Origin of the sequence: Flavobacterium sp. RSP46 (assembly GCF_003984825.1) — a bacterium.
Taxonomy (GTDB): domain Bacteria; phylum Bacteroidota; class Bacteroidia; order Flavobacteriales; family Flavobacteriaceae; genus Flavobacterium.
This window is the reverse complement of sequence record NZ_RYDM01000004.1, coordinates 158,390-185,072: the sequence shown is the minus strand read 5'-3', so window position 1 is coordinate 185,072 and position 26,683 is coordinate 158,390. Positions and strand designations below refer to the sequence as shown.

Below are 26,683 nucleotides of genomic sequence, written 5' to 3'. Positions count from 1 at the left end.
TTTAAAATTATAAACTTCAAATAAGTTTTATTGAAAACAGCTAATAATTTTTTTTTCAATCTCATACAATCCCTTTCCTCGGTTTTATTTCCTTTAATAACTTTTCCATATGCTTCAAGGATTCTAGGTCCTGAAGGGATTGGTTTAACGAATTTTGCCGAAAATTTTTGTCGCTATTTTATGCTATTTGCGGCTCTCGGAATCCCTATTTACGGTGTTCGTGAGATTGCGAAAATAAGTACTTCATTACAATTGCGATCCAAAATTTTTTCAGAAATAATAGTAATTCATTTTACGGCCAGTTGTATTAATGTACTTGTTTATTTATTAATTATATTTTCATTTGATAAATTTCAAAATCATCTTGGGATATATTTATTGGGAGCTTTTTATATTTTTATTAATACGTTTTCAATAGAATGGTTTTTTAATGGATTGAGTGAGTTTAAGTTTATAGCACTACGATCTGTTGTCATACGTTTCTTATTTGTTGTTGGGCTTTTTGTTCTAGTTAGAAATAGTTCAGATGTATTTTGGTATTTCAGTCTTAATGTTATTGTATTGTTTGTAAATAATTTGATTAGTATTTATTATTGTAAAAATAAAACCGATTTTTCAATTAAGGATTTGGAAATTAAGAAACATATAAAGCCGTTGTTTTACATTTTTCTATCCACCCTAGCTATAAGTTTATACATTTTAATTGATACTCTGCTTTTAGGTTTTCTTAGAGGAGATACTTATGTTGGTTATTATACCCTTGCATCTAAATTAAACAAAGTGCCTTTAACTTTTATAGTTGCCTTAGGCATAGTATTAATTCCACAATTGACTTTGGCAGCACATGAAAAAAATATGGTCAGTTTTAAAAAATTAATTCAAAAATCTACTGATTTTGTCGTTATGCTTGGTGTCCCAATAACCATAGTCTTATTTCTATGTTCAAAACAATTGATAGTTTTGTTTTCTGGGCCCGAATTTTTACCAGCTACAAACAGTATGCAAATCTTGACTGGAGTATCTCTTTTGATAGGATTATCTAATATATATGGTATGCAAATATTAGTTCCTTTGGGCGAAGATAAAAAACTCTTGATTTCAGTTTTAATAGGCACCATCTTGAGTTTAACTTTGAATTTTATTTTGATACCTATTTGGGCAGATTTTGGAGCAGCTTTGACCAATTTGTTAAGTGAATTAGCTGTGACTATTCTTATGGGTTATTTTGCTTCAAGAATAATTAATATAGGTTCACCTATTAAAACACTAGCATTACAAATTATCAGTTATTCTCCTATTATAGTATTCGGATTTTATATAAACCAATATATATATTCTGATTTATTATATATGATAATAATTTCTTTCTTAATATTAGTTACATTTTTATTTGTTAATCTTAAATTACTTAAAACACCTCTTGCCATAGAATCCCTTGAGGTCATAAAACAAAAAATCGGAATATGAAAGAATATGACTATCTAATTGTAGGTGCTGGACTCTTTGGGAGTGTCTTTGCTCATGAAGTCTCCAAAAGAGGTAAAAAATGTTTGGTTATTGACAAACGGGCTCATTCAGGGGGCAATATTCACTGTGAAAAAATTGAGGGCATAAATGTGCATAAATATGGAGCTCATATCTTTCATACCAATGATAAGGATATTTGGGATTATGTTAATCAATTTGTTGAGTTTAATAGGTATACTAATTCGCCCGTTGCGGTATACGGGGGCAAAATATATAATTTACCCTTTAATATGAATACTTTTTATCAATTATGGGGAGTTTTAACACCAGATGAAGCTATAAAAAAAATTGAGGAACAAGTAAAAAATTCAGGTATAAAAGAACCTAAAAATCTGGAGGAACAAGCTATATCTCTTGTTGGTATTGATATTTACGAAAAATTAATTAAAGGGTATACTGAAAAACAATGGGGTAGGAAAGCAACGGAGTTACCTGCCTTTATTATAAAAAGATTGCCCGTAAGGTTTACGTATGACAACAACTATTTTAATGATAAATATCAAGGAATACCAATTGGAGGGTATAACAAGTTGACTGAAGGATTGTTGAACGGAATTGAAGTTCAATTGGGAGTAGATTTTTTTGCTGATCGTGAAAAATATGAAAGTTTGTGTGATAAAATCATTTTTACAGGTAAAATTGATGAGTATTTTAATTTTGAATTCGGGGAATTAGAATACAGAAGTCTTAAATTTGAGCATCAAATTCTTGATCAGGAAAATTTTCAAGGTAATGCAGTTGTAAATTATACAGAGAGAGAGATTCCTTTTACAAGAATAATTGAGCATAAACATTTTGAATTTGGTAAGCAGGCTAAAACTGTGATCACGCATGAATTTCCGCTTGAATGGTCTTCAGGTATGGAAAGTTATTATCCTATAAATGATGATTCGAATTCATTAAAATTTAAGAAATACAGTGACTTGGCTAAAAAAGAAACTAACGTATACTTTGGTGGGCGTTTAGCTGAATATCGTTACTATGATATGCATCAGATAATAGCATCATCATTAAAATTGAGTAAAATATGTTAAAAGTTACAAAGAATACTAAAGTTTTTGTTTATTGTCCTACTAATGCTGTAACGGGAGGAGCTGAATTATTACACCAATTGGTAGATGTTTTAAATAGTAACAATCTTAATGCATTTATTGTTTATTATGGAGAAGGTGATTTCAAAATTCCTGATGCATACAAAATGTACAATATTCAGCTAGCCGATACAGTTGAGGATAATTTTAATAATATTGTAGTTTTTTATGAAGCAGTATTTGATAAAATACAATTAGTTAAATATTCTCAAAAATGTCTATGGTGGTTAAGTGTTGATAATTTTTTTATTTGTTCATTTAGACATTTAATTATAAAAGATTTATTTAGATATAATTTTTCTTTTGGAGCTAAAATGACTCTTGTCAGGATTTATGAATTCTTTTTTAAAGGTAAAAATTCATTTAGAAATAATATTTCTATAAATTCACTAATTAACTTAAATGCAGTAAATGCATATCAATCCGAATATGCACAGAATTTCCTTATAAACAATGGATTTAAAGAAACTTATGCGTTGAGTGATTATATTAATACTAATTTTTATTCTGGATTTTCGGTTTCTAATCGGGAAGATATAATTCTCTATAACCCTAAAAAAGGCCTTAATTTTACAAAAAAAATAATTTCAAAAGCTCAACAGTTTATATGGGTACCTGTTGAAAATATGACCCGGTCACAGTTAATAGAAATGTTTAATAAAAGTAAACTTTATATTGATTTTGGATATCATCCAGGAAAGGATCGATTACCAAGAGAAGTTGTCTTAAACGGATGTTGTGTAATTACTGGAACTAAAGGCTCCGCACGCTTTTTTGAAGACGTTCCCATTGAGAGTTTTTACAAGTTTGATCAGAATAAAGATTCTTTGAATTCTATTATCGATAGAATACAATATTCATTAACAAATTATGAATCGGATGTGTCTAATTTTGATTATTACAGAAATCAGATTTTGCAAGAGAAAGAGTTATTTGTAAAGCAAGTTAAAAAATTATTTTCAATTAAATAAAACTTATTTCTAATTGAATGAATCAGAAGTTTTTTACGTTTATTATACATGAAATCAATATTATTAAAGATTTACTTTTTTTTTGATAGTTTATTTAAAACTAAATATAATCCTTCTAATGATCAGATGGTTAAGTTGTCTGGTAAAGATATTTTTATTGGGAAATATACTTATGGTTTTGAATCTACTCAAATTTATTCATGGGGAGAAGATATAGATATTAAAATTGGCAGATTTTCGTCTATAGGGGCAGGATTAAAATTGTTTTGTGGAGGTAACCATAGTACTTCGTTTGTTAGTTCTTACCCATTTGGATCGGTCTATCCAAATTTTTTGAAAGTAGTTTTCGATAAATCAATTGTATTTAGTAACGGTGATATAAAGATTGGTAATGATGTTTGGATAGGTAGAGATGTTACAGTAATGAGCGGAATAAGTATTGGTGATGGTAGTGTGATAGCCGCGAACAGTCATGTTGTTAAAAATGTTGAACCATATTCTATTTACGGTGGTAATCCAGCTAAATTTATTAGATATAAGTTTTCAGAAGAAATAATAGAAATGCTTTTAAAATTACAATGGTGGAATTATGAGGATGATATAATAGAGAAAATCTATCCTATTTTATTAGATAACCCAAATAAGGATACTTATTATAAAATCATTAAAATTTTAGAAATTCATAATCCTAAGTAAATGGCTTTAATAAAAAAAACATTCTTTTCGCTTTTTTTTTTATTTGCTATATTAACTTTAAGTCTTTATGTTTTTAGATTTATAGGTTATTCTTTTTCTCTTGCTTTTTTTTTACAGGGATTATTAATAATGTTGTCATTAAAGTATATACCAAAAAACTCTTGGAGGATATATTTATTATTGTTAATTCATCAATATTTTGTAGTTGTTTTATTTGTTTTGCAACTTGATTTTATAGAATTTTTAAAATCATTTTTATTAGTGAATATTGCTGTTTTGGGTATAATAGTTTCAAAATTTCATGTTCCAAGTGTCCTTTACAAAATTAATTTTAAAAAAATCTTATCGATAGCAGTAGTTGTAATTGTTTTATTTGAATTATTTCAAGTATTAGAGTATGGTTTAATTGGTACATCATTTAGTTGGTTTCTTCTAGATAAATTTTCTATAAGTACTGCGGAAGATGTAGGTCGTTTTCAAGCTGCTAATTTTTTAAATTATATGCGTCCCGTTTCATTGTATCATGAACCAAGTTATTTAGGATTAGTTTTGTTTTCAATATTAATTTGGGCTGATTCAATGCGAATTAAATTGTTAGTAAAATTAATTATCCTTCTTGGGATTGTTTTGTCATTCTCTACAACAATATATTTGTTTATGATACTCTATTATATCCCCAAACTATATAATAATAAATATGTTAAAGTTTTATTTTTCTTATTTATTGTTTATTTTATAATTAAATATAATGTTGCAATTTTTGAATTTTTCAGATTTGGTGAAATTGCTACCGAAGGGACAAGTGGTTATGAAAGGATAGGAAAACCTTTTTTTGAAGTGGTTAAAATGATTTTCCTTGAAGCAAATTATTTTGGGATCCCTTTTGGTCAGTCCCCGATTATGTTTGATAATTCTTTTTTTGTTATTTTTTCTTATTATGGTCTGTTAACACCATTGTTTTATCTGTTAATTTTCGGTTCAGTTTTTAAAAACAGTAAAGATTACAATAAATTATACAATTATTCTCTAATAATCGGAGCCTGTTTATTTGTAAACGGAGCCTTTTTTACTCCTGAAACAAGTTTTCTAATTGTCTTAACTAATTATATTTTAATACATAATTTAACTTTAAATGAAAAAATAATTTAATTTATATCTATTTTTATGCTTGTATCAATTATTACTGTTACGCGAAATGATTTTGACGGTCTAAACAAAACTCTTGATTCTTTAAAACAAATAAATCATACATTTCAAAGTTATTTTGAGCATATAATAGTTGACGGATTATCATCTGATCAAACTATTCCTTATTTAAACAATTACATTAAATCAACAGTATTAAAAACGACATTTATATCAGAGAGGGATAATGGTATTTATGACGCTATGAATAAGGGAGTATCTGCATCTAAAGGGATTTATTGTTTTTTTTTAAATAGTGGTGATATAATTGATAATGATGTCGATTTTAACAATTTGTTAGAAGTTTTAAAGCTAAATTTAAGTGAGTCTATTGTTGCAGGAATAGCACTCAATGTTAAAGTGAGTAATGAACACACTTCATACTTAGTAGAATCGCGAGCAGTAAAGAAATGGCGTTTGAGAATGCCAACAGTACATCAAGGTATAATATATAAAACATTGTATTTATTTAACAACAAGTACGATGATTCGTTAAGGATTTGTTCAGACTTTAAAAGTGTTGTAGTTGCATTGGATCAAAATTTATTTTTTAAAAATGTTAATGCCCAATTTACAATATTAACTTTTGGTGGCATATCATCTCAAAAGCCCTTTCTATTATTAAGCGAATCGTTGTCTATAGTTTTAAAAAGTTCATTAAATATTTTTTATAAACTAACTTCTTGTTCATTCATAATAGTTAATGTTTTTTTGTTTCAGATTTATTTTCGTTTCAGATCATTTATAAAAAAGATAGGTTTGTGAAAATTTTATTTTTAAATTTTAGAAATAATCCAAGTTCTGCACTCTTACGAATTTCAGAATCACTGGTTAAAGTAGGTGTGTCCGTTTGTATATTCTCCTATTTATCCCTTGTTAAAGAAAAAAAAAATCACCAGGCAAGTGGGTTCGGTAGAGCTTTGTTTACTTTTCTGTTTTGGTATGATATTTTTGTTACGCGATTTGTTTACAAAAAAACAGGTCGATTATTTTCTAGAAATACTAATTTGTTCTCCAATATATTAGCGTCTATTTACGCTCCATTCTCTCATAAATTTGATTTAATTCATCTTCATTGGATTGGTCACGGGTTTATTTCGACACATTTTTTAATAAAAATTAAGGTAAAAAAAATTGTTGTCACATTACACGACTATTATTTTATAACTGGTGGATGTCATATTCCGGGTGAATGCTTGAAGTATACCAAATCTTGTAGTGATTGCCCAGCAAAAAATGGTTTTATAGATTTCACATTAGAAAACTTTAGGCAAAAAGAACATTTATACAAAACGAAACAAATATATGCAACGGCTCCATCTGAAATCATGAAAAGTAAGATTGTTGATTCCTATTTGGGGCATTTCTTCCAAGAAGTATTAGTGGTGCCTAATCCCATTGATATTTCAATATATAAGCCATTATGTGTAGATTTTAAAAAAGAATTTCTGTTTAATGGTTTGCCAATAGATAAAAAGTTTCTATTGTTTGTTTCAAATAATTTGATAGATTATAATAAAGGTATGGATTTACTTTTAGCCTCTATAAAACTTATCAAGAACCCAGATTCCATTTGTTTATTGACCGTTGGTAATAATTATAGTAAAATTTCAGATGAATTAAATTTTTCGCATCATCATTTCGGAGAAATAAATTCAACAATCGAGATGGTCAAAATTTATAATCTTGCTTATATAACTGTTGTGCCCTCTCGATTTGAATCCTTTAGTCAAGTTACTCTCGAGTCTATGTCTTGTGGATCTCCAGTTATTGCATTTGATTCCAGTGGACCGTCAGAAATTATTACAGACAACCTTGATGGGTTTCTAGTTAAAAGTTTTTCGATAGAAAATTTTTCAGAAAGTATTGATAATATTCTTGCGGATGAACTAATAAGAGACTCATTTGCAAAGAAATCTAGAGAAAAAGTAGTGTTAAAATATAGTTATGAAGCAATAGGTGGAATGATGAAGAATTATTATAAAAAAATAATGGATGCGTAAAAAGGTAATAAGTATTTCGTACACACTTTATGGTAAGAATTATGACTATTACTTGCCAATTCTAAAACAATTTGAATTGTTTAATGATTTTTTTGAGGAAACTTTAAATTTTGAATATGAATTTAGAATTGTTGTTTTTATTGATGAATCGGTAGATGTAGATTATTTTAAAGGACTGCCTATTCAATTTATTTTGAATATTAACGAAGTCTTATTGTTAGCTGTTCCAGCTAAAATGTGGCGATATTATAATATCTTTTATAACGTGGCAGACGCCTATCTTTTTCGTGATTCAGATTCTGTAATATCAAAAAGAGAGTTGTCATTATTGAATATTTGGTTTAAATCCGAATTTGATACCAATGTGATACGGGATACACGATTACATTTGTATCCAATAATGGCTGGCACTTTTTCTGTTAAAGGTACCTTTGTACATGTTTTTAAAAAGATACTAAAAACCAATCCTTGTTTTGCTAAAAACCGAAAACATTTTTATGATCAGATCTATTTAGCTGAAATAGTATATCCTGTAATAGTGTCAAATTTATTGGTGTTTTCCAATTTTTTAGTATTTAAAAATGAAAATTATATTAAAACAGATTATCGTACAATAGATTTTATTGGGGGGTACTTCTTAAACAATAGATTAGAAGAGCATTGGCATGATTTTAAGTTTGTAAACAAAGCTTCTGTGAAAATAATTAAATTTTTAAATTATAGGACAAGGTTAGTTTTATTTTATATTAGCTGTTTGATATTAATAAAAAAATTAACAGATGAATAATTCAAATGTTTGCATACTCATCCTTTCCACAAAAGCGGAGAGTTATCGTTGTTTTATTACAGCAATTGAGAATAGCTGGTATAAGGATGCAATTGATAGAGGATTTAAGGTTTTTTTTTACAGTGGTGGGCATTTAGAGAATTGTTTATACAGCCACAATGAAATTAGAGTAGCAGAAGACGATTCCATTGAAAATTGTTATCGTAAATTTGTTAGTGCCAAAAATATTTTATTAAGTGAATATCCAGATATAAAATTAATCTACAGAACGAATTTGTCTTCATATATTGATATTCCCGTTCTTATTAAATATATACAAAAGTGTTCTTTTGATAAAGATTCATATCATGGATATTTGGGTAAAGCAAATCTTTTAAGCCAAATCTTTAGTCAAAACAAATTTTTATATTCTTTTTTTAAATATTTCTTTTTTGGACCGAAAGTTTTATTTTTTAGCGGAGCAGGTTTTTTTATAGGAATTAACTTGTGTAATGGACTTTCATTAGATGATTCAAAAAAATATCTAATAGACGATGTAGAAATAGGTAGGCAGATATTAAAGTTTAGACGTCATGATAGTGAATACGAACGAATTTATATAACGGATTCTTTTAGTAAAATTACAAAGAACGAATTGGATTCTTTAGTAGCGGATTCCCTGCTTTTTCATTATAAATTTAAAACCTCTAATCGTTATGATGATGCGGAATATATTTCTAAATTTTCAGATTTAAAATACAGATATAATTTTTTGACGGTTTAAAATTAAAATAGGATAATAAGTGAAAATTTCAATAATTACAGTATGTTACAATAGTTCTAAGACTATTGAGAAGACAATAGTATCTGTTGCCAATCAAACGTATAAAGATCTAGAATTCATTATAGTAGATGGTGATTCAAAAGATAATACTATTGAAATTGTAAAAAAGCATGAAAGTGTTATTTCTAATTGGATTTCTGAACAGGATAATGGCTTGTATGATGCCATGAATAAAGGTATATCTATGGCTACTGGCGATTTAATAGGAATTCTAAATTCTGACGATACTTTTAACTCTGCAACAGTAATCGAAGAAATTTTCGCTTTTCACCAAGAAAATAACATAGACGCTTCTGTTGGAAATATTATTCAACACAAAGAAGATGGTAGCATTGTACGATTGTATTCTTCTAAAAACTGGAGTCCTGAGAAACTTAGCATTGGATTTATGCCTCCCCATCCTTCAATTTTTTTTAAAAAAGAACTTTTTTCAAAATTTGGATACTATGATCTTAATTTTAAAATAGGTGCTGACTATGAGTTGATTACTAGGTTTTTTTTAAAGAATAATATATGTTGGAAGTTTTCTGGAATAACAACTACAGCAATGTTAGTTGGAGGATTAAGTAGCTCTGGTGCGTCGTCATATAAATTGATTACTAAAGAAATTCAAAAAGCACTTCAAATGAATAGGATTACATTTTCTCCATTCAAGATAAAGATGCGTTTTTTTTGGAAAATAATAGGATTTTTAAAGAAATGAGAATTGCAATTACAGGAGCCACAGGGTTTGTAGGTACTAATCTTCGTAACTATTTATTGGTTTCACACGACATAGAACCTATGAGTATGCGTTTTATATCCAATCAGAAATTTGATCTGAAAGCAGATGCTGTTATTCATTTGGCCGGTAAGGCGCACGATTTAAAAAAAGTTTCCAATTCAATAAATTATTACGAAGCTAATTTTGAGTTAACGAAGCAGTTATTTGATGCTTTCTTAATCTCAGAGGCGGCTATTTTTATTTTTATGAGTACGGTTAAAGCTGTGGCAGATGAGGTTGGGGGAATATTGAGGGAAGACGACAAACCCAATCCCAAAACTCATTATGGTATTTCGAAACATCAGGCTGAAGAATACATCTTGAACAAAGTATTGCCAGAAGGCAAAAGAGTTTATATCCTAAGACCATGCATGATTCACGGTCCAGGAAACAAAGGAAATTTGAATTTATTGTACCAATTGGTCGTCAAAGGACTGCCTTGGCCTTTGGGAGCTTTTGAGAACCAACGGTCTTTTCTGAGTATCGAAAATCTTTGCTTTGTGATTAAAGAATTGCTTGAAAATACAACTATTCTCTCGGGTGTATATCAGGTGGCTGATGATAAGTCTTTATCGACAAATGAATTAATTGAATTATTGGGTACATGCTTAGATAAAAAAAGCAGAATTTGGTCTATTCCGACTTCATGGATTAGAGGAGTGGCAATAATGGGAGATCATTTGTATTTGCCACTTAATTCAGAACGTTTGCAAAAATTAACCGAGAATTATGTGGTTAGCAATAGAAAGATTGTAAAGGCGATCGGGAAAGCATTGCCTATATCTTCTAAGGACGGATTGATGATGACTTTTGAGTCGTTTAGAAAATAAAAATAAAAATAATAAAAATGAAAATAGCACTTGTAACAGGGATTACTGGACAGGATGGATCGTACCTGGCTGAATTATTACTGGAAAAAGGATATATAGTACATGGGGTTAAAAGAAGGGCTTCCTCTTTTAATACCCAACGCATTGATCACATTTATCAAGACCAACATGAAACGCATGTGAACTTTAAATTGCATTATGGGGATTTAACTGATTCTACTAATATTATTCGAATCATTCAAGAAGTACAGCCTGATGAAATCTACAATTTAGGAGCGATGAGTCATGTAAAAGTTTCTTTTGACTCTCCGGAATATGTGGCTAATGTTGATGGAATTGGTACGCTAAGAATTTTAGAAGCGGTTCGTATCCTAGGTCTAGAAAAGAAAACACGTATTTATCAAGCCTCCACATCCGAATTATATGGAGGGTTAGCGGAAAATAAAAATGAGAAAGGGCTGTATGATGAGCGCTCTCCTTTTTATCCTCGTTCGCCTTATGGAGTTGCTAAAATATATGCTTTTTGGATAACCAAAAACTACAGAGAAGCTTACGGTATGTTTGCTACTAATGGAATTCTTTTTAATCATGAATCACCACGTAGAGGGGAAACTTTTGTGACCCGTAAAATAACTATGGCTACTGCCGCTATTGCTTTGGGGCAACAAGACTGTTTGTATTTGGGAAATCTAAATGCGCAACGCGATTGGGGTCATGCTAAAGATTATGTAGAGGCAATGTGGCGTATTTTACAACAAGAGGTTCCAGAGGATTACGTAATTGCTATGGGTAAAACTACTTATGTACGTGATTTCGTGAGAATGGCATTTGCTGAAGTAGGAATCGAAATCGAATTCAGAGGTGAAGGTGTTGACGAGAAAGGGTATGTTAAGGCTTGCACTAATCCAGCGTATTCCGTTGAAATTGGGAAACCCGTTATTGCCGTAGATCCGCAGTACTTCCGTCCAACCGAGGTGGATTTGTTGATTGGTGATCCTACTAAGTCTAGAACCCAATTAGGATGGGTTCCAAAATATGATTTAGCAGGATTGGTCAAAGAGATGATGGAAGGGGATTTAGCGTATTATCAAAAGAAAAAAATGTTAAGAGAAGCCGGTTTCTCAGTGGAGAACTAGTTTGAACTGTAAATCTCAGTGTATCACTTCAGGCGAATATGAACAGTAAGAAATCGAATATTACAGCAAAATGAACAAACAAGATAAAATATATATTGCAGGTCATCGTGGAATGGTAGGCTCTGCTATTTTACGTGCTTTACAAGCAAAAGGATATACCAATTTTTTACTGCGTACTTCTGCAGAATTGGATTTAAGGAATCAACAAGCTGTTGCTGAATTTTTTGCAGCTGAAAAACCAGATTATGTTTTTTTAGCTGCTGCTAAGGTAGGGGGCATTGTAGCTAATAATACTTTTAGAGCCGATTTTATATACGAAAATCTGATGATTCAAAATAATGTGATTCATCAAGCTTATGTCAATAAAGTGAAAAAATTAATGTTCTTAGGTTCTTCCTGTATTTATCCAAAGTTAGCACCACAACCACTGAAGGAAGAGTATTTATTAACTGGTCTTTTGGAACCTACTAATGAGCCGTATGCCATTGCCAAAATTGCCGGAATTAAAATGTGTGATGGATATAGAGATCAATATGGATGTAACTTTATTTCGGTTATGCCAACGAATTTGTACGGACCTAATGATAATTATGATTTGAACAATTCCCATGTTCTACCAGCGATGTTGCGAAAGTTTATTACTGCTAAACGTAACGGTGATGCATCGGTAACCATTTGGGGAACGGGGAGTCCAAAACGGGAGTTTTTACATGCAGATGATTTGGCAGAAGCTTGTTTGTTTTTGATGGAAAATTATAATGATTCGGGTTTAGTTAATATTGGAATTGGGGACGACATTTCCATTTTGGATTTGGCCAAATTAGTTAAGAAAACAGCTGGTTTTGAAGGTGAAATACTAACGGATCCTTCTAAGCCAGATGGTACCCCCCGAAAATTGATGGATGTTTCGAAACTGAATGGATTAGGTTGGAAAGCGAAAATTACTTTAGAAGAAGGGATTCAAAAAGTATATGAAGAAATAAAAAACAATGACTGGAACTAAAAACAACACCTATATTTTAATCATGGCTGGTGGTGTGGGCAGTCGGTTTTGGCCTAAGAGCCGCAACCACTTTCCCAAGCAGTTTATTGATTTTCTGGGTATATCCAGATGCCAATGTGATACTAATATACCCTAAAGAGAAAGAACAAGAAATTAAACAAGTATCAATGCAAATGACTGAAAATTTTGGTATTGATTTTCAGTAAAAAAAGTGATAATTTGTAAAGTAAAATGTAAATGAAAACTACCATATTTAATCAAATAAATGAATCCTTAAAACAAGAGGGATTTACAATAGCATCCTATGATGACAATCGCCCTTGGGGCGGTTTTTTTGTTATTGACGAAAATCAAGCACAGCAATTTGCCAACCACTATTTTGAAGGATTGGATGTAGCATCTCTTAAGATATCCGGAAAATTGAGTCCGAAAATATTGTTAGTAGCGCCTCATCAACGATTATCCTGGCAATACCATCACCGTAGGGCTGAGATATGGCGGTTAATTGATGGGGAAGCAGGTGTTATTCGCAGTGAAGATGATGTACAAGGACAACTTGAAGTATTAAAAAAAGGCGATACGATTACTTTGCAGCAAGGAGAACGCCATCGTTTAGTAGGGCTTGAAGGTTGGGGTGTTATTGCTGAAATTTGGCAACATACCGATGCGGAAAATCCATCTGATGAGAATGATATTGTGCGGGTTCAGGATGATTTTGGGCGATAGGAGATAAAATAACCACAAGAGTATTCATGGTACTAAACCGTTAGGTGTAATTAGATATTGATAAAAATTTCCGTAAGTTCGAGTGATCCCGCTTTTGGGCGGGATTATATCGATAATTAGAAAATTAGTGCTAAAATCGGTTCTCGATACACGTCACTTCGAGTGCGAAGCGTATCGAGAAGCTTTGTTCCGTTTTACTTCACAAAAATACTCAAACTGACGTTTTAAATAGTTGGACCCTACGGGTTATTATTATTATTAGCTTTTAGATTATAATTATTGACAGCGGTTTTCCAAAAATAAATAAAAAATACTTTTTCACTATAAAAATGCAATACTTACTTATTACTGTTGTTTTATTCCTACTGGAATTGCTCTATTTCAAAGTAGCTGATCGGTACAACATCGTGGACAAACCCAATTATCGGTCAGCACATACTGAAATTACGCTTAGAGGAGGCGGTATCATTTTTTGGTTTGCGGCTTTACTTTATTTTGGACAGCACCTCCAAAATAATTGCTTTTTTTTTACAGGAATTACTTTGGTAACTGTCGTGAGTTTTTGGGATGACATTCAGAGTTTGTCTAATAAAATTAGAATTTCGGTTCATTTTCTCGCCATCAGCGTAATTTTTTACGATTTAGGTGTTTTTAATTCTGTTCCCGTTTTAGGAATTGTATTCGCTTATATTCTAGCCATAGGTTTGATTAATGCGTATAATTTCATGGATGGTATCAATGGTATAACGGGATTGTATACTTTGGTGGTGATGGGGTCATTGTTGTATGTGAATCAAAATATCCAGGTATTTATTGATGGTGCTTTTATACTATATGCGATGCTTGCTAATTTGGTTTTTCTATTTTTTAATTATAGAAAAAAGGCCAAATGTTTTGCCGGAGATGTGGGCAGTATTGCGATTGCTTTTTGGGTAATTTATCTGGTTTTGAAACTTATTCTGGTCACAAATTCTTTGGTTTGGCTTTTATTTTTAGCAGTTTATGGAGTTGATGCTATTTGTACGATCCTGCACCGATTGTATTTAAAAGATAATATTTTCGAGGCACATCGGTTGCATTTCTATCAGGTTTTGAGTAATGAATATAAAATTCAACACCGATTGATTGCGGCGTTTTATGGTATGGTTCAGATTATTGTTTCGGTAATGGTACTTGGTTTGTATCAGAACGTTTCGGATTTTATTTTGTTTGGGCTTGTTATTGTGCCATTGCTGCTTATTTATTGTGTGAAATTTTATTTGTTGCATAAAAAATATAAAATAGTAAACTGTTAATTTGGTTAGAGAGAATGAGATGAGTTTTTACTTTTCATCTCACTTCACTTTAATTATAAGTGATCGTTGTTTAACTTTTTCTTTGCTTTTATGCAAAACAAAAGATCAAGCCTACAAATCAAAAGCGTAAAAACGGTTGTGTTTATTTACCTGACTGCCACTGGCAGTCCTCCTTTTAATTTTAAATGTTGTTTTTTTATGCTTTTTATTTAAGGACAATTAAGGAGTGGTAACAAGAGTGTTCAGGGTTCAGTTTGAAGGTATCTGCAGTCGAGTTAGGGAATTATGAAGTATTAGGTGATTGACTGCGCTGGAACTGGAAACGGGACTATTTTATAATGATAAAATATTATATACATGAAACCTAAAATAATTGCAGGAGGAAATTTTTCGGATCACCGCGGTACGGTATCCTACGTCAATGATTTTAGTTTTAATGGAATTGAACGATTTTATATTATCAGCAATTCTGATGCGCATCCTGTGCGTGCTTGGCAAGGACATAAATTAGACTCCAAAAATTTTTATTGTTTGAGTGGTTCTTTCAGGATTCATTATGTAAAAATTGATGACTGGGAGCAACCTTCTAAAGATTTAACAATTGAGACCGTTACTTTATTAGCGTCAGAAAGTAAAATGCTGCATATTCCGGCTGGTTATGCCAATGCTATTGAATCCCTAGAATCCCATTCGAAACTATTATCGTTTTCGACTTTACCATTGCACAATGTTAGTGATGATGATGTTCGTTACGAAGCCAATTATTGGAAACTCAATGAGTAAAAATCGAATTTTTTTATCATTGTCTCAGCGAAGTGGTTTTGAAGAACGGTATATCCAAGAAGCTTTAGCAACACATTGGATTACTACTGGAGGACCTCATGTTGATGCTTTTGAGCAGGCCCTTGAAAATTACTTAAGAAATGAAACTCATGTCGGAGCTTTAAGTTCGGGTACGGCAGCGATACATTTAGGTCTGATTTTATTAGGAGTTCAAGCAGGTGATGAAGTGCTTTGTCAAAGCATGACTTTTTCGGCTTCGGCTAATCCTATATTGTATCAAGGGGCAATTCCTGTTTTTATTGACAGTGAAACGGACACCTGGAATTTATGCCCGACTGCTTTAGAAGAAGCTATTGTAGATCGAATTGCTACAGGAAAAACGCCTAAAGCGATTATTGCCGTGCATTTGTATGGGGTACCCTATAAAATTGATGAAATTAGAACAATAGCGGATAAATATGGTATTCCAATTCTGGAAGACAGTGCGGAGGCTTTGGGAAGTTCTTATAAAGGTCAGAAGTGTGGTACTTTTGGGGATATAGGGGTTTTGTCTTTTAATGGGAATAAAATCATTACCACTTCTGGAGGTGGTGCTATTGTTACTCGAACGAAGGAGTTGAAAGACAGAGCTGTGTTTTTTGCCACCCAGTCGAGAGATGATGCTCCTCATTACCAGCACAGTGAAATAGGGTATAATTATAGAATGAGTAATATTTGTGCTGGTATCGGCCGCGGTCAAATGGAAGTTTTAGACGATCATGTGGCTTTGAGAAGAAAAATGCATGCTTTTTATGTCGATTTATTCAGTGATATTGCAGCAGTAACCGTTTTTACGGTACCTAACAGTGATTATTTTGCTAATTACTGGCTGAGTTCCATTGTGGTGGAACCTGATGCAGCGAAAGGAATTAATAGAGAAGCTTTACGGTTGGCTTTCGAGCAAGCCAATATTGAATGTCGTCCTTTGTGGAAACCAATGCATTTACAGCCTATTTTTGAGAAGTACCCATACTATGGAAGTACAGTTGCTGAAACTTTATTTGAAAAGGGGTTGTGTCTGCCTTCCGGTTCTAATTTGACGAATGAGGACAGGGAGCGGATTGCCGGGGTGGTGAGAAGGGTTTTCGGTTTGTAGTTATCTGTTAGCTATTGTCAGTTCGAAACTGAAAGTTGATAAGTATGCAAATAACGGATATACGATCTTTGTAAAAGTAAACTTTTAAAAATATAGAGTATGACAAAGCATCAAGCCTTACAATTATTTAAAGAAAAAAAAGTGCGCACCCTTTGGGATTCGGAACAAGAGAAATGGTATTTTTCTATAGTGGATGTTATTCTTGTACTAACCGATAGTACAATCCCTAGAAGGTATTGGACGGATTTAAAAAAGAAGTTGTCCAAGGAAGGGAGCCAGTTGTACGAGGATATCGTACAACTGAAAATGCAATCTGCCGATGGAAAGTTTTATAAAACTGATGTGGCAGATACCGAACAGCTTTTCAGACTGATACAATCGATACCTTCACCAACAGCGGAACCTTTTAAACTTTGGTTGGCACAAATAGCATCAGAACGTTTGGATGAAATGCAAGATCCTGAACTGACGATCGATCGCGCCTTAGAACAGTATTTGCAATTGGGTTATTCGGAAAGTTGGATCAATCAACGACTGAAAAGTATTGAAATCCGAAAAGAACTGACCGATTCACCCTGTTGGATGTTTACTATCCCACAGGGTAAATGGAAAAACAAAGGGCTGAAAGAAGGAATTCAGTTTGCAACATTAACCGATATTATTACCAAAGCTTGGTCGGATAAAACTACTAAAGAGTATAAAATTTTGAAGGGATTGAAAAAGGAAAATCTGCGGGACAATATTGACCCCGTTAGATATTTATGGACTTAAAATTTTAAAGATGTACTTTTATATTTATATTTTACAATCGGAGAAAGACGGGATGTTTTATACAGGGTATACAAGCGATTTAGAAGAGAGACTTCGTCAGCATAATTCGGGTAAGGTGAATTCTACAAAAAATAGAATGCCACTAAAATTGGTTTATTTTGAAGGGTGTCTCAATCAGCAAGATGCAACACATAGAGAAAAATATCTAAAAACATCATGGGGCAAAAGATATATAAAAGAGCGATTAAAGAATTATCAAACGGGGTGAACTAATACAGAATTGATTTTGAATATGCTAGCGGAGGCTTCTACCAAAGATATTTCGCAAGCCGTAAATCCTAAAAGTTTTGAAGAGAGTCAAAAAGTGGCTCAACAGGGGGGCAATGTAGCCAAAGTAGCTCTCCAAGAATTGGAAGCTAGAACAGATAAAAAAGTTGTAACAGGATTGAATGCAAAACAGGTTTTGCAAGAGAAAAATAAAAAACAGTAATCGATTTGCAAAAAAGAACGATCGAGAGATGATGCGCCGCATTACCAGTACAGTGGATAGGATGTAACTGCAGGATGAGTACTATTTGTGCTGGTATCGGCCGCGGTCAAATGGAAGTTTTAGACGACCATGTGGCTTTGCGAAGAAAAATGCATGCTTTTTATGTCGATTTATTCAAGGATATTGCAGCAGTAACCGTTTTTGAAGCACCAAATGATGATTATTTTGCTAATTACTGGCTGAGTTCCATTGTGGTGGAACCTGATGCAGTGAAAGGAATTAATAGAGAAGCTTTACGGTTGGCTTTCGAGCAAGCCAATATTGAATGTCGTCCTCTGTGGAAACCAATGCATTTGCAACCTATTTTTGAGAAGTACCCATACTATAGTAGTACAGTTGCTGAAACTTTATTTGAAAAGGGGTTGTGTCTGCCTTCCGGTTCTAATTTGACGAATGAGGAGAGGGAGCGGATTTCGGCAGTTGTCCATGCTTTTTTTAAACAACGTAACTAATTTCTAAATAAAAATTTCACGCAGATTGGCGCAGATTAAAAAAGCGCAGATTAGCGCCTATTTTTTAAAGATTTTAAAGAATCTGCGAAAATCGGCGTGGAGCTAGATCAGCGATTATCGGCGTGTAAAAATATCCAGATATCCCCGTAAATAAAACATTGTTAAGTGGTACAATATTAAGTACATTTTTTTGTACATTTGTAAAAAAAATAATAAATTATGAAAGCGATAACAATTTCAGCATTAAGAAAAGGGATGAAAGAATACTTTGATTATGTTTCTCAATCGATGGAAGTAATTGTAGTTCCTAGAAATAAAGAGAATGAAGCGGTTGTCATTATGTCAATTCAAGAATATAATTCACTTTTGGAAACAGAGCATCTGTTATCCACCAAGAGTAATAGGAATAGACTTCAAGAATCTATTGGTCAACTAAAGGAAGGAGAAACAATTCCCTATTCATTAGATTAATAGAATTTACAAAATCATGAAATCGCAATGATTCTAAATCACAAACTGGAATGAAGAATGGCGATTCCTCCCGACAGCTATCGAGAACGACAAAAACAAATATTATCTTCATATGAATATCGAATTTACAAGTCATGGTTGGGAAGATTTTACCTATTGGATAGAAAATGATGCTGATGTACTTGATAAAATTAAAGAGTTAATAAAATCAATTAAGCAAAATTGTTTTAAAGGGATTGGAAAACCAGAACCTTTAAAGTTTGGGTTAAAAGGATTTTGGTCAAGAAGAATTACAGGTGAACATAGATTAGTTTATTCCATAAAAGGAACAAAAGGGATTGATCAAAAATGTATTATTATTCAATGTAGATTTCATTATGATGACAAATAATACGTTCTATTTGCAACTGCCAATAAAATAATTTCAAAAATAATTATAGGAGGAAATCATTCTGATACTAGAGGTACCCTTCGATTTAATAATTCTTTTGATTCAACGGCTATAAAAAGAATTTATCTCATAGAAAATAGCGAAACCACATTTGTTCGTGGGTGGTAAGGACACCGCACAGAGCAACGGTGGTTTTCTGTTGTACAAGGTAGTTTTAAAATTGAATTGATTGCCATTGATAATTGGGAGAATCCTTCCAAAAGGTTAAAATCACTCTCTTTTATTATAAATAAATGCTGAAACACTTGATATTCTCTATATTCCTCAAGGGTACGTAAGTAGTATTCAAGCACTCAAGGAAGGAGCAAAATTATTGGTCATGGGAGATTATTTGTTAGGAGAAATTCAAGATGAATATCGATTTGATATTGATTGTTTTAAATAGAAAAGTTTCACGCCGATGCGTTAAAAAAATTTCACGCAGATTGGCGCAGATTAAAAAAATCTATACAATTATGGAATTTGATTCCGTAATTGTATAGATTTGTAGAATGATACGTAGAGAAGCAGAAAAAGAAATTATAGCTTTGGCAAAGCAGTTTAAAGCAGTTGCCGTGGTTGGACCGAGACAGTCTGGTAAGACTACCTTGGTACGGTGGATTTTTAAAGACAAGGAGTATGTGAGTTTTGAAAATCCCGACATTCGTTTGTTTGCTATTGAAGACCCAAGAGGCTTTTTGTCAAACTATCCCAATGGAGCAATATTTGATGAGGCGCAAAGAGTTCCAGATATTTTTTCCTATTTGCAACAAATCCTTGATGAATCAGTTGTAAAAGGTTTATTTATTATAACGGGTTCAAATAATTTTTTGTTGCAGGAAAGCATATCTCAGAGCTTAGCAGGAAGAGTGGGTTATCTTAATCTGTTACCACTGACTTTGCACGAAATAGGTGATAAGGAGCGTACTATTAGCCAGACTATTTTTAAAGGTTGCTATCCTTCGTTATATAATGACACTGTTGATACTACGCAGTGGTATTCAAATTATATTAGAACATATATTGAGCGAGACGTTAGGCTGATTAAGAATATAACCAATTTGGTGGTTTTTGAAAAATTCTTGCGATTATGTGCTGGTAGAATTGGTCAGTTGTTGAATATGAATAGTTTGGCGGTAGAAATAGGTGTTGATACAAAGACGATTAGTTCTTGGATTAGTGTTTTGGAAGCTAGTTTTGTAGTGTTCCGTTTACAACCGTATCACTCTAATTTTAACAAAAGAGTTGTAAAAATGCCTAAATTATATTTCTATGATACGGGATTAGCGTCTGCCTTATTGGGAATTCAAAATAGTGAGCAAATTGACGTTCATCCATTTAGAGGTGCGCTTTTTGAAAATTTGATTATTGTTGATTTTCTTAAAAGTAGATTTAATAAAGCCAAGACCAATAACCTTTATTTTTGGAGAGATAATTTAGGGAAAGAAATAGACTTGATTATTGATAATGGGATGGATATAATTCCTATTGAGATAAAATCAGGGCAAACAATAACCATTGATTATTTTAAAGGAGTTGTTTATTGGAATAAACTAGCTCAGAAAGAAGGGGGATATGTGATTTATGGGGGTGACTTGGTTCAAAAAAGGAGCAATTCTATTACGGCAATTCCATTTAGTGCAATAAATTCGATTGAAAATAAACTACTGTAATCTTTTATTGGTTTTAGTAGGATTCGTAATGATATAAAAGAATATCCCACAATGAAAATGGAGTTACCTTTATTGCGAGGTGTTGATTTGGGCTTTGTTCCAAAAATTAAACAATTGTTGGCTATAATCTCTGAATCGGTTCCTTTTATACCTAATGTGAGTAATTTAAGTGATAAAATTGGTATAAATAGAACTACTTTAATGACTTATCTACATTATTTGGAAGAAGTAGGTTTGACCATTAACTTGCAAAAAGAAGCTAAAGGAAGTGTGAAATTGCAAAAACCAGCTAAGATTTATTTAGAAAACACAAATTTAATGTTTACACTTTCTCCTTCAAAAGCTACTATTGGTAAGGCTAGAGAGACCTTTTTTGCAAATCAATTGGGGTATAAAAATAAGTTGAGCCATCACGAAAAAACTGATTTTTTTGTAAATGATTTATATTCTTTTGAAATTGGAGGAAAGGATAAGTCGATGAAACAAATTGAAGGTATCGAAAATTCCTATATCGCCGCAGACGATATTGAGTATGGTTTTCAAAATAAAATTCCATTGTGGTTGTTTGGCTTTCTGTATTAAGTAATAACCATGGTATAATGTCGTATTTTAAAATCAGGATAAAATCAGGATAAAATCATGTAAAAATCTGATTTAAAGCTGTTTTACTTAAAGTTAATTCTTTTGACTTTACGACTTTTAAACTTTCGACTTACTTACAATTAAATGATAGAATAAATAAAATTACAATTACAATATGACCATTGAAAAAACAAATATAAAAGATTTAATACTTATTACCCCAACAGTTTTTGAAGACTCGAGGGGTTATTTTTTTGAGGCCTACAATCAGGCTCAATTTCATGAACATGGGATGTCCTATCAATTTATACAAGACAATCAGTCTTTCTCCAAACGCGGGGTGATTCGGGGATTGCATTTGCAGATTAATCCTTTTGCACAAGCTAAATTGGTGCGTGTGCTTGAAGGAGAAATCCTTGATGTGGCGGTCGATTTACGCAAAAAATCAGCAACTTATGGACAGCATTTTAGTGTGATTTTAAGTGCAGCCAATAAAAAACAATTGATGGTTCCCCACGGTTTTGCCCATGGTTTTTCGGTTTTGAGTGAAACTGCTTCGGTGCTATACAAAGTAGATCAATTGTATCATAAGGAGAGCGAAAGAGGGATTCGGTATGATGATCCTACTTTGGCCATTGATTGGCAAGTGAGTCCTGATGAAGTTATTGTTTCTCAAAAGGATTTGGTTTTGCCGAGTTTTGAGGATATTGATTGGGAGTTTTGAAAAGAGAGTTTAAGGTCATATCGAGAGGCAGTTTTAATCGCAATCCTGATAGTAATCAGGAAGCAAAGACATTAAGTAGTTTTGTTTGTGATTTGAAAATCGACCGGTTGATCATAAATTGACTAACTATAAATGTAAAGTATTGATTTTTAGTATTATAAAATAGATGAATTAAAGCTATTATCTTTGTAGAAGTAAATTTTTAAATTTTTCGTTATGATACAGCGCCAAGCCTTACAGTTATTTGATGATAAAAAAGTACGGACTCTTTGGGATTCCGATCAAGAGAAATGGTACTTTTCTATTGTTGATGTAATTGATATTTTGACAGGCACTCCTAATGCAAGAAAATATTGGAGTGTTTTAAAAATGCGTTTAAAAAAAGAGGGAAGTCAGTTGACTACAAATTGTAGTCAACTGAAAATGCAATCTGTCGATGGGAAATATTATAAGACGGATGTCTTCGATACCGAGCAACTTTTTAGGTTAATACAATCGATACCTTCACCAAAAGCTGAACCATTTAAGCTTTGGTTGGCACAGATAGCTTCGGAACGTTTGGATGAAATGCAAGATCCAGAACTAACGATTGACTTGTGAGAAGTTGAAAGTGAGGAGTGAGAAGAGGAAAAGTGAGGAGTGAAAAATTAAAAAGATAAATGAAGAAAATAGTAGTTACTGGTGCTAATGGGCAATTGGGTTCTGAATTAAAGGTGTTGTCTAAAAACTACCCTCAGTTCGAATGGATTTTTGCAGACAGAACGCAAGTTTCCTTGGATAATTTGTCGATTTTACAAAGTCAATTAGAAGAAATTACTCCAGATTTTATATTAAATTGTGGTGCCTATACAGCCGTTGATAAAGCGGAAACAGAACACGAATTAGCGGATATTGTTAATCATTTAGCGGTCGCCATTATTGCTCAATATACGAAAGATCATTCTGTAAAACTAATTCATATTTCTACTGATTACGTTTTTGACGGGACATCAGCTGTCGCATTGAGCGAGGAGGCCCTAACGCAACCTGTTAATGTGTATGGAGCGACCAAAAGAGCGGGAGAGTTAGCTTGTTTGAAAGCAAATCCCGATGCAATTATCATTAGAACTTCATGGGTGTATAGCAGATTTGGGAACAATTTTGTAAAAACCATGCAACGATTATTACAAGAACGAGATACGATCAGTGTGGTTAACGATCAGATTGGTTCGCCTACTTATGCTGCCGATTTAGCTCAGGCTATGATGACTATTGTAACAGCACCAGACTGGATTGCCGGAATCTATAATTATTCGAATGAAGGAGAAATCAGCTGGTATGACTTTGTCCTGGCAATCCAGGAAATTGGTGGGTATACTTGTGAAGTGAAAGGAATTCCCTCAGCGGCTTATCCTACACCTGCCAAACGTCCAGCTTTTTCTTTATTGGATAAAAGCAAGATTAAACGAGTTTATGGTATTGTTGTTCCGGATTACAAAGAGAGTTTAGCTGTTTGTATGAAAGGTGGGTTATGAGTTAGGGGGTTGTGTAAAATTTCCGTTTTGTCCCACCCTTAAAGGAAGCCGAAAATCCAAAACGTAATTTAAATAAAGCCTGTTAATTTTAAATCGGATTTTGTGTTTCTTTTTTGCTCCCTTTAGGGACAGGGGAAACAAAAAAGAAACTAACTAAATTTTATTTTTCGCACGCTCTAGGCCAGGGGGAAACAAAAAAGAAACTAACTAAATTTTATTTTTCGCACGCTCTAGGCCAGGAGAAACAAAAAAGAAACTGACTAAATTTTATTTTTCGCACGCTCTGGGCCAGGGGGAAACAAAAAATAAATTTAGGGAAGTTTTGTTAAAACGAATTAAAAATAAAATCTAAAAATGAAAAAAATACTAATCACCGGTGGGGCCGGTTTTATTGGGTCCCATGTCGTACGGCTTTTTGTAAAGAAGTATCCGCAATATCAAATTGTTAATTTGGATGCACTCACGTATGCTGGGAATCTCGAAAATATTGTTGATATTGAAAAAGCGCCTAACTATACTTTTATAAAAGGAGATATCGTTGATGCGCCATTCATTGATCAATTGTTTGCGGAGCATCAATTTGATGGTGTTTTGCATTTAGCTGCCGAATCTCATGTGGATCGTTCTATAACCGATCCGTTGTCTTTTGTGAAAACAAATGTTATCGGAACGATGAATTTATTGAATGCGGCTAAGGCTACTTGGCAAGGCAATTACGAAGGAAAACGTTTTTACCACATCAGTACCGATGAGGTTTATGGCAGTTTAGGTGCCGAAGGATTGTTTACGGAGACTACTGCGTATGATCCTAATTCTCCGTACTCGGCTTCAAAAGCCAGTTCGGATCATTTTGTCAGAGCGTATGGAGAAACGTATGGCTTGCCTTATGTGTTGACCAATTGTTCCAATAATTACGGGCCGTTTCATTTTCCTGAAAAATTGATTCCATTATTCATCAATAATATCATTCAAAACAAACCCTTACCCGTTTATGGTGACGGGAAATATACCCGCGATTGGTTATTTGTAGAAGATCATGCGGTAGCCATTGATTTGGTTTTTCATGAAGGAGTTAACCATGATACGTATAATATTGGTGGATTTAACGAATGGCAAAATATTGATTTGGTTAAATTGCTTTGCAAAATAATGGATGAGAAATTAGGAAGGGCGTCCGGAACTTCGGAACAATTAATTTCGTACGTAAAAGACCGTCCCGGACATGATTTGCGTTATGCTATTGATGCCAGTAAGATAAACAGAGAATTGGGATGGAAACCATCGGTTACTTTTGAACAAGGATTGGAAAGGACCGTAAATTGGTATTTGGAAAATCCAACCTGGCTGAATAATATTACTTCGGGGGAGTATGCAAATTATTACGAGAAGCAGTATAATTAGTGGTCAGTGATCAGTGGTCATTGTTTAGTGATCATTGTTTAGTGATCAGTTGTCCGTTTTTTTAATTGATGTAGATTTAACTATAGAAAAAACTTCCTTTGTAAGGTATTAGTTAAAAAAATAAATTATTTTAGATTAAAAATTATACCTGTGAAATTTAGTGCCTTTGTGGCAAAAAAATAAAAAATATATGAAAGGAATTATATTAGCCGGAGGTTCCGGGACCCGTTTACATCCGTTAACACTGGCCATGAGCAAACAAATGATGCCGGTTTATGACAAACCCATGATTTATTATCCATTGTCTACTTTGATGATGGCGGGAATCAATGAAATATTAATTATTTCAACTCCTCATGATTTGCCTAATTTCAAAAAATTATTAGGCGATGGGTCTTCAATTGGTTGTCAATTTAGTTATGCGGAGCAGGCCATTCCTAATGGATTAGCGCAAGCTTTTGTTATTGGAGAAGAATTCATAGGGAAAGACAGCGTAGCTTTGGTTTTAGGGGATAATATTTTCTTTGGATCCAATATGGATGAATTGTTGCAATCCAATACCAATCCTAAAGGTGGGGTCGTATTTGCGTATCATGTTTCAGACCCGGAACGATACGGTGTAGTCGAATTTGATGCTGATTTTAAAGCGCTTTCTATTGAAGAGAAACCGTTGGAACCCAAATCAAATTATGCGGTACCTGGTTTGTATTTTTATGATAATTCAGTGGTGGAAATTGCCAAGAATATCAAGCCAAGTGCTAGAGGGGAATATGAAATTACTGATGTAAATAAAGTGTACTTGGAAAAAGGGGCTTTGAAAGTAGGAATTTTAAGCAGAGGTACGGCCTGGCTAGATACCGGTACTTTTAATAGCTTAATGCAGGCGGGACAATTTGTTCAGGTTATTGAAGAGCGTCAAGGATTGAAAGTGGGCTGTATTGAAGAAATTGCGTGGAGACAGGGTTTCATTAGTGAGCAACAATTGAAAGATCTGGCCGAGCCTTTGAGGAAATCAGGTTACGGAGAATACCTGCTGGGATTGCTGAAGCATAAGTTGTAAGCATTTCGGGCGCAGTATTTAGACAAATGATGCAGTACGGATAGTTATAGCTACAGTCCAAAAACAAAATTTCCGAATAATTTTGGCACAGCGAAAATAGATGAAATAAGGAAGTTGAAAGTTTAAACGTCATAAAGTCAAAAGGAGCATTATTGTAAAAAGTAATTTAATATCAATCTGTTGCGTCATTTTGTTTATTTTTAATACACGACAGTATATAATAGTTGTTACTGAGTTTCCTCTTCCCATTCAAAAAATAATCTGTGAAAATTGGTGTAATCTGTGTTAAAAAAGATTTTTT

At 32.8% G+C, this 26,683-nt stretch carries 28 protein-coding genes and 2 pseudogenes; all 30 read left to right on the top strand.

The window, feature by feature from the left end; genetic code table 11:
• Window positions 1–30: 30 nt before the first annotated feature.
• The 30 genes and pseudogenes from EKM01_RS08700 (at window position 31) to rfbA (ending at window position 26,382) form a co-directional block, all read left to right on the top strand.
• On the top strand, window positions 31–1,467 hold the full coding sequence (locus tag EKM01_RS08700; RefSeq protein ID WP_126767909.1) for a flippase: 1,437 nt from the start codon (window positions 31–33) through the stop codon (window positions 1,465–1,467).
• The gene (gene glf, locus EKM01_RS08695; RefSeq protein ID WP_126767907.1) at window positions 1,464–2,561 is read left to right on the top strand and encodes a UDP-galactopyranose mutase; all 1,098 of its coding nucleotides are present in this window, start codon (window positions 1,464–1,466) and stop codon (window positions 2,559–2,561) included. Before EKM01_RS08700 ends, glf begins: the two co-directional genes overlap by 4 nt.
• On the top strand, window positions 2,555–3,589 hold the full coding sequence (locus EKM01_RS08690) for a hypothetical protein (RefSeq protein ID WP_126767904.1): 1,035 nt from the start codon (window positions 2,555–2,557) through the stop codon (window positions 3,587–3,589). The genes glf and EKM01_RS08690 overlap by 7 nt, the downstream gene beginning before the upstream one ends.
• A gap of 48 nt (window positions 3,590–3,637) precedes the next feature.
• Window positions 3,638–4,285 (top strand): CatB-related O-acetyltransferase, encoded by a 648-nt coding sequence (locus EKM01_RS08685; protein ID WP_126767902.1) that lies wholly within the window; start codon window positions 3,638–3,640, stop codon window positions 4,283–4,285.
• A gap of 1,164 nt (window positions 4,286–5,449) precedes the next feature.
• Entirely contained in the window at window positions 5,450–6,235 is a 786-nt protein-coding gene (locus EKM01_RS08675; protein WP_126767896.1) for a glycosyltransferase, read from the top strand.
• A complete protein-coding gene (locus EKM01_RS08670) occupies window positions 6,232–7,473 on the top strand; it encodes a glycosyltransferase (protein ID WP_126767893.1) in 1,242 nt (413 codons plus the stop codon). Before EKM01_RS08675 ends, EKM01_RS08670 begins: the two co-directional genes overlap by 4 nt.
• Window positions 7,466–8,260: a hypothetical protein gene (locus EKM01_RS08665; RefSeq protein WP_126767890.1), complete on the top strand. Its 795-nt coding sequence runs from the start codon at window positions 7,466–7,468 to the stop codon at window positions 8,258–8,260. Before EKM01_RS08670 ends, EKM01_RS08665 begins: the two co-directional genes overlap by 8 nt.
• Entirely contained in the window at window positions 8,253–9,023 is a 771-nt protein-coding gene (locus EKM01_RS08660) for a hypothetical protein (RefSeq protein WP_126767887.1), read from the top strand. The genes EKM01_RS08665 and EKM01_RS08660 overlap by 8 nt, the downstream gene beginning before the upstream one ends.
• A 19-nt stretch (window positions 9,024–9,042) precedes the next feature.
• The gene (locus EKM01_RS08655) at window positions 9,043–9,786 is read left to right on the top strand and encodes a glycosyltransferase family 2 protein (RefSeq protein ID WP_126767883.1); all 744 of its coding nucleotides are present in this window, start codon (window positions 9,043–9,045) and stop codon (window positions 9,784–9,786) included.
• Window positions 9,783–10,676, top strand: coding sequence for an NAD-dependent epimerase/dehydratase family protein (locus EKM01_RS08650; protein ID WP_126767881.1), 894 nt, complete (start codon window positions 9,783–9,785; stop codon window positions 10,674–10,676). Before EKM01_RS08655 ends, EKM01_RS08650 begins: the two co-directional genes overlap by 4 nt.
• A 17-nt stretch (window positions 10,677–10,693) precedes the next feature.
• The gene (gmd, locus tag EKM01_RS08645) at window positions 10,694–11,812 is read left to right on the top strand and encodes a GDP-mannose 4,6-dehydratase (RefSeq protein WP_126767878.1); all 1,119 of its coding nucleotides are present in this window, start codon (window positions 10,694–10,696) and stop codon (window positions 11,810–11,812) included.
• Between the two features lie 70 nt (window positions 11,813–11,882).
• Entirely contained in the window at window positions 11,883–12,815 is a 933-nt protein-coding gene (locus tag EKM01_RS08640; RefSeq protein ID WP_126767875.1) for a GDP-L-fucose synthase, read from the top strand.
• Window positions 12,802–12,924: pseudogene (locus EKM01_RS14795) on the top strand (mannose-1-phosphate guanylyltransferase); the annotation flags it as partial. The gene EKM01_RS08640 and the pseudogene EKM01_RS14795, both read left to right, overlap by 14 nt.
• A gap of 128 nt (window positions 12,925–13,052) precedes the next feature.
• Window positions 13,053–13,541, top strand: a complete 489-nt coding sequence (locus tag EKM01_RS08630; protein WP_126767873.1) for a phosphoheptose isomerase — start codon at window positions 13,053–13,055, stop codon at window positions 13,539–13,541.
• A gap of 329 nt (window positions 13,542–13,870) precedes the next feature.
• Window positions 13,871–14,836 carry a glycosyltransferase family 4 protein gene (locus EKM01_RS08625; protein WP_126767872.1) on the top strand — a complete coding sequence of 322 codons (966 nt, stop codon included), beginning with the start codon at window positions 13,871–13,873 and terminating at the stop codon, window positions 14,834–14,836.
• Between the two features lie 357 nt (window positions 14,837–15,193).
• Complete coding sequence (locus EKM01_RS08620) at window positions 15,194–15,619, top strand: WxcM-like domain-containing protein (protein ID WP_126767871.1); 426 nt, start codon at window positions 15,194–15,196, stop codon at window positions 15,617–15,619.
• Window positions 15,612–16,754 carry a DegT/DnrJ/EryC1/StrS aminotransferase family protein gene (locus tag EKM01_RS08615; protein WP_126767870.1) on the top strand — a complete coding sequence of 381 codons (1,143 nt, stop codon included), beginning with the start codon at window positions 15,612–15,614 and terminating at the stop codon, window positions 16,752–16,754. The genes EKM01_RS08620 and EKM01_RS08615 overlap by 8 nt, the downstream gene beginning before the upstream one ends.
• A gap of 99 nt (window positions 16,755–16,853) precedes the next feature.
• Window positions 16,854–17,525 (top strand): Bro-N domain-containing protein, encoded by a 672-nt coding sequence (locus tag EKM01_RS08610; protein WP_126767867.1) that lies wholly within the window; start codon window positions 16,854–16,856, stop codon window positions 17,523–17,525.
• A 10-nt stretch (window positions 17,526–17,535) separates the two neighbouring features.
• A complete protein-coding gene (locus EKM01_RS08605) occupies window positions 17,536–17,793 on the top strand; it encodes a GIY-YIG nuclease family protein (RefSeq protein ID WP_126767864.1) in 258 nt (85 codons plus the stop codon).
• An 18-nt stretch (window positions 17,794–17,811) separates the two neighbouring features.
• On the top strand, window positions 17,812–18,015 hold the full coding sequence (locus EKM01_RS08600; protein WP_233589316.1) for a hypothetical protein: 204 nt from the start codon (window positions 17,812–17,814) through the stop codon (window positions 18,013–18,015).
• Window positions 18,016–18,089: 74 nt separating this feature from the next.
• Window positions 18,090–18,527: a DegT/DnrJ/EryC1/StrS family aminotransferase gene (locus EKM01_RS08595; RefSeq protein WP_126555282.1), complete on the top strand. Its 438-nt coding sequence runs from the start codon at window positions 18,090–18,092 to the stop codon at window positions 18,525–18,527.
• A 219-nt stretch (window positions 18,528–18,746) separates the two neighbouring features.
• Entirely contained in the window at window positions 18,747–18,998 is a 252-nt protein-coding gene (locus EKM01_RS08590; protein ID WP_126461271.1) for a type II toxin-antitoxin system Phd/YefM family antitoxin, read from the top strand.
• A 112-nt stretch (window positions 18,999–19,110) separates the two neighbouring features.
• A complete protein-coding gene (locus EKM01_RS08585) occupies window positions 19,111–19,389 on the top strand; it encodes a Txe/YoeB family addiction module toxin (protein WP_126461268.1) in 279 nt (92 codons plus the stop codon).
• Between the two features lie 551 nt (window positions 19,390–19,940).
• The gene (locus EKM01_RS08575; RefSeq protein ID WP_126555279.1) at window positions 19,941–21,101 is read left to right on the top strand and encodes an ATP-binding protein; all 1,161 of its coding nucleotides are present in this window, start codon (window positions 19,941–19,943) and stop codon (window positions 21,099–21,101) included.
• A gap of 51 nt (window positions 21,102–21,152) precedes the next feature.
• A complete protein-coding gene (locus EKM01_RS08570) occupies window positions 21,153–21,683 on the top strand; it encodes an ATP-binding protein (RefSeq protein ID WP_126767861.1) in 531 nt (176 codons plus the stop codon).
• 175 nt (window positions 21,684–21,858) lie between these two features.
• A complete protein-coding gene (gene rfbC / locus EKM01_RS08565) occupies window positions 21,859–22,407 on the top strand; it encodes a dTDP-4-dehydrorhamnose 3,5-epimerase (protein WP_126568220.1) in 549 nt (182 codons plus the stop codon).
• 216 nt (window positions 22,408–22,623) lie between these two features.
• Window positions 22,624–23,001 (top strand): annotated as a pseudogene (locus EKM01_RS08560) (Bro-N domain-containing protein); the annotation flags it as partial.
• 65 nt (window positions 23,002–23,066) lie between these two features.
• On the top strand, window positions 23,067–23,921 hold the full coding sequence (gene rfbD / locus EKM01_RS08555; RefSeq protein ID WP_126767859.1) for a dTDP-4-dehydrorhamnose reductase: 855 nt from the start codon (window positions 23,067–23,069) through the stop codon (window positions 23,919–23,921).
• A 354-nt stretch (window positions 23,922–24,275) separates the two neighbouring features.
• Window positions 24,276–25,322, top strand: a complete 1,047-nt coding sequence (gene rfbB / locus EKM01_RS08550) for a dTDP-glucose 4,6-dehydratase (RefSeq protein WP_126461250.1) — start codon at window positions 24,276–24,278, stop codon at window positions 25,320–25,322.
• Between the two features lie 190 nt (window positions 25,323–25,512).
• Entirely contained in the window at window positions 25,513–26,382 is an 870-nt protein-coding gene (rfbA, locus tag EKM01_RS08545) for a glucose-1-phosphate thymidylyltransferase RfbA (protein WP_126461242.1), read from the top strand.
• Window positions 26,383–26,683 lie beyond the last annotated feature (301 nt).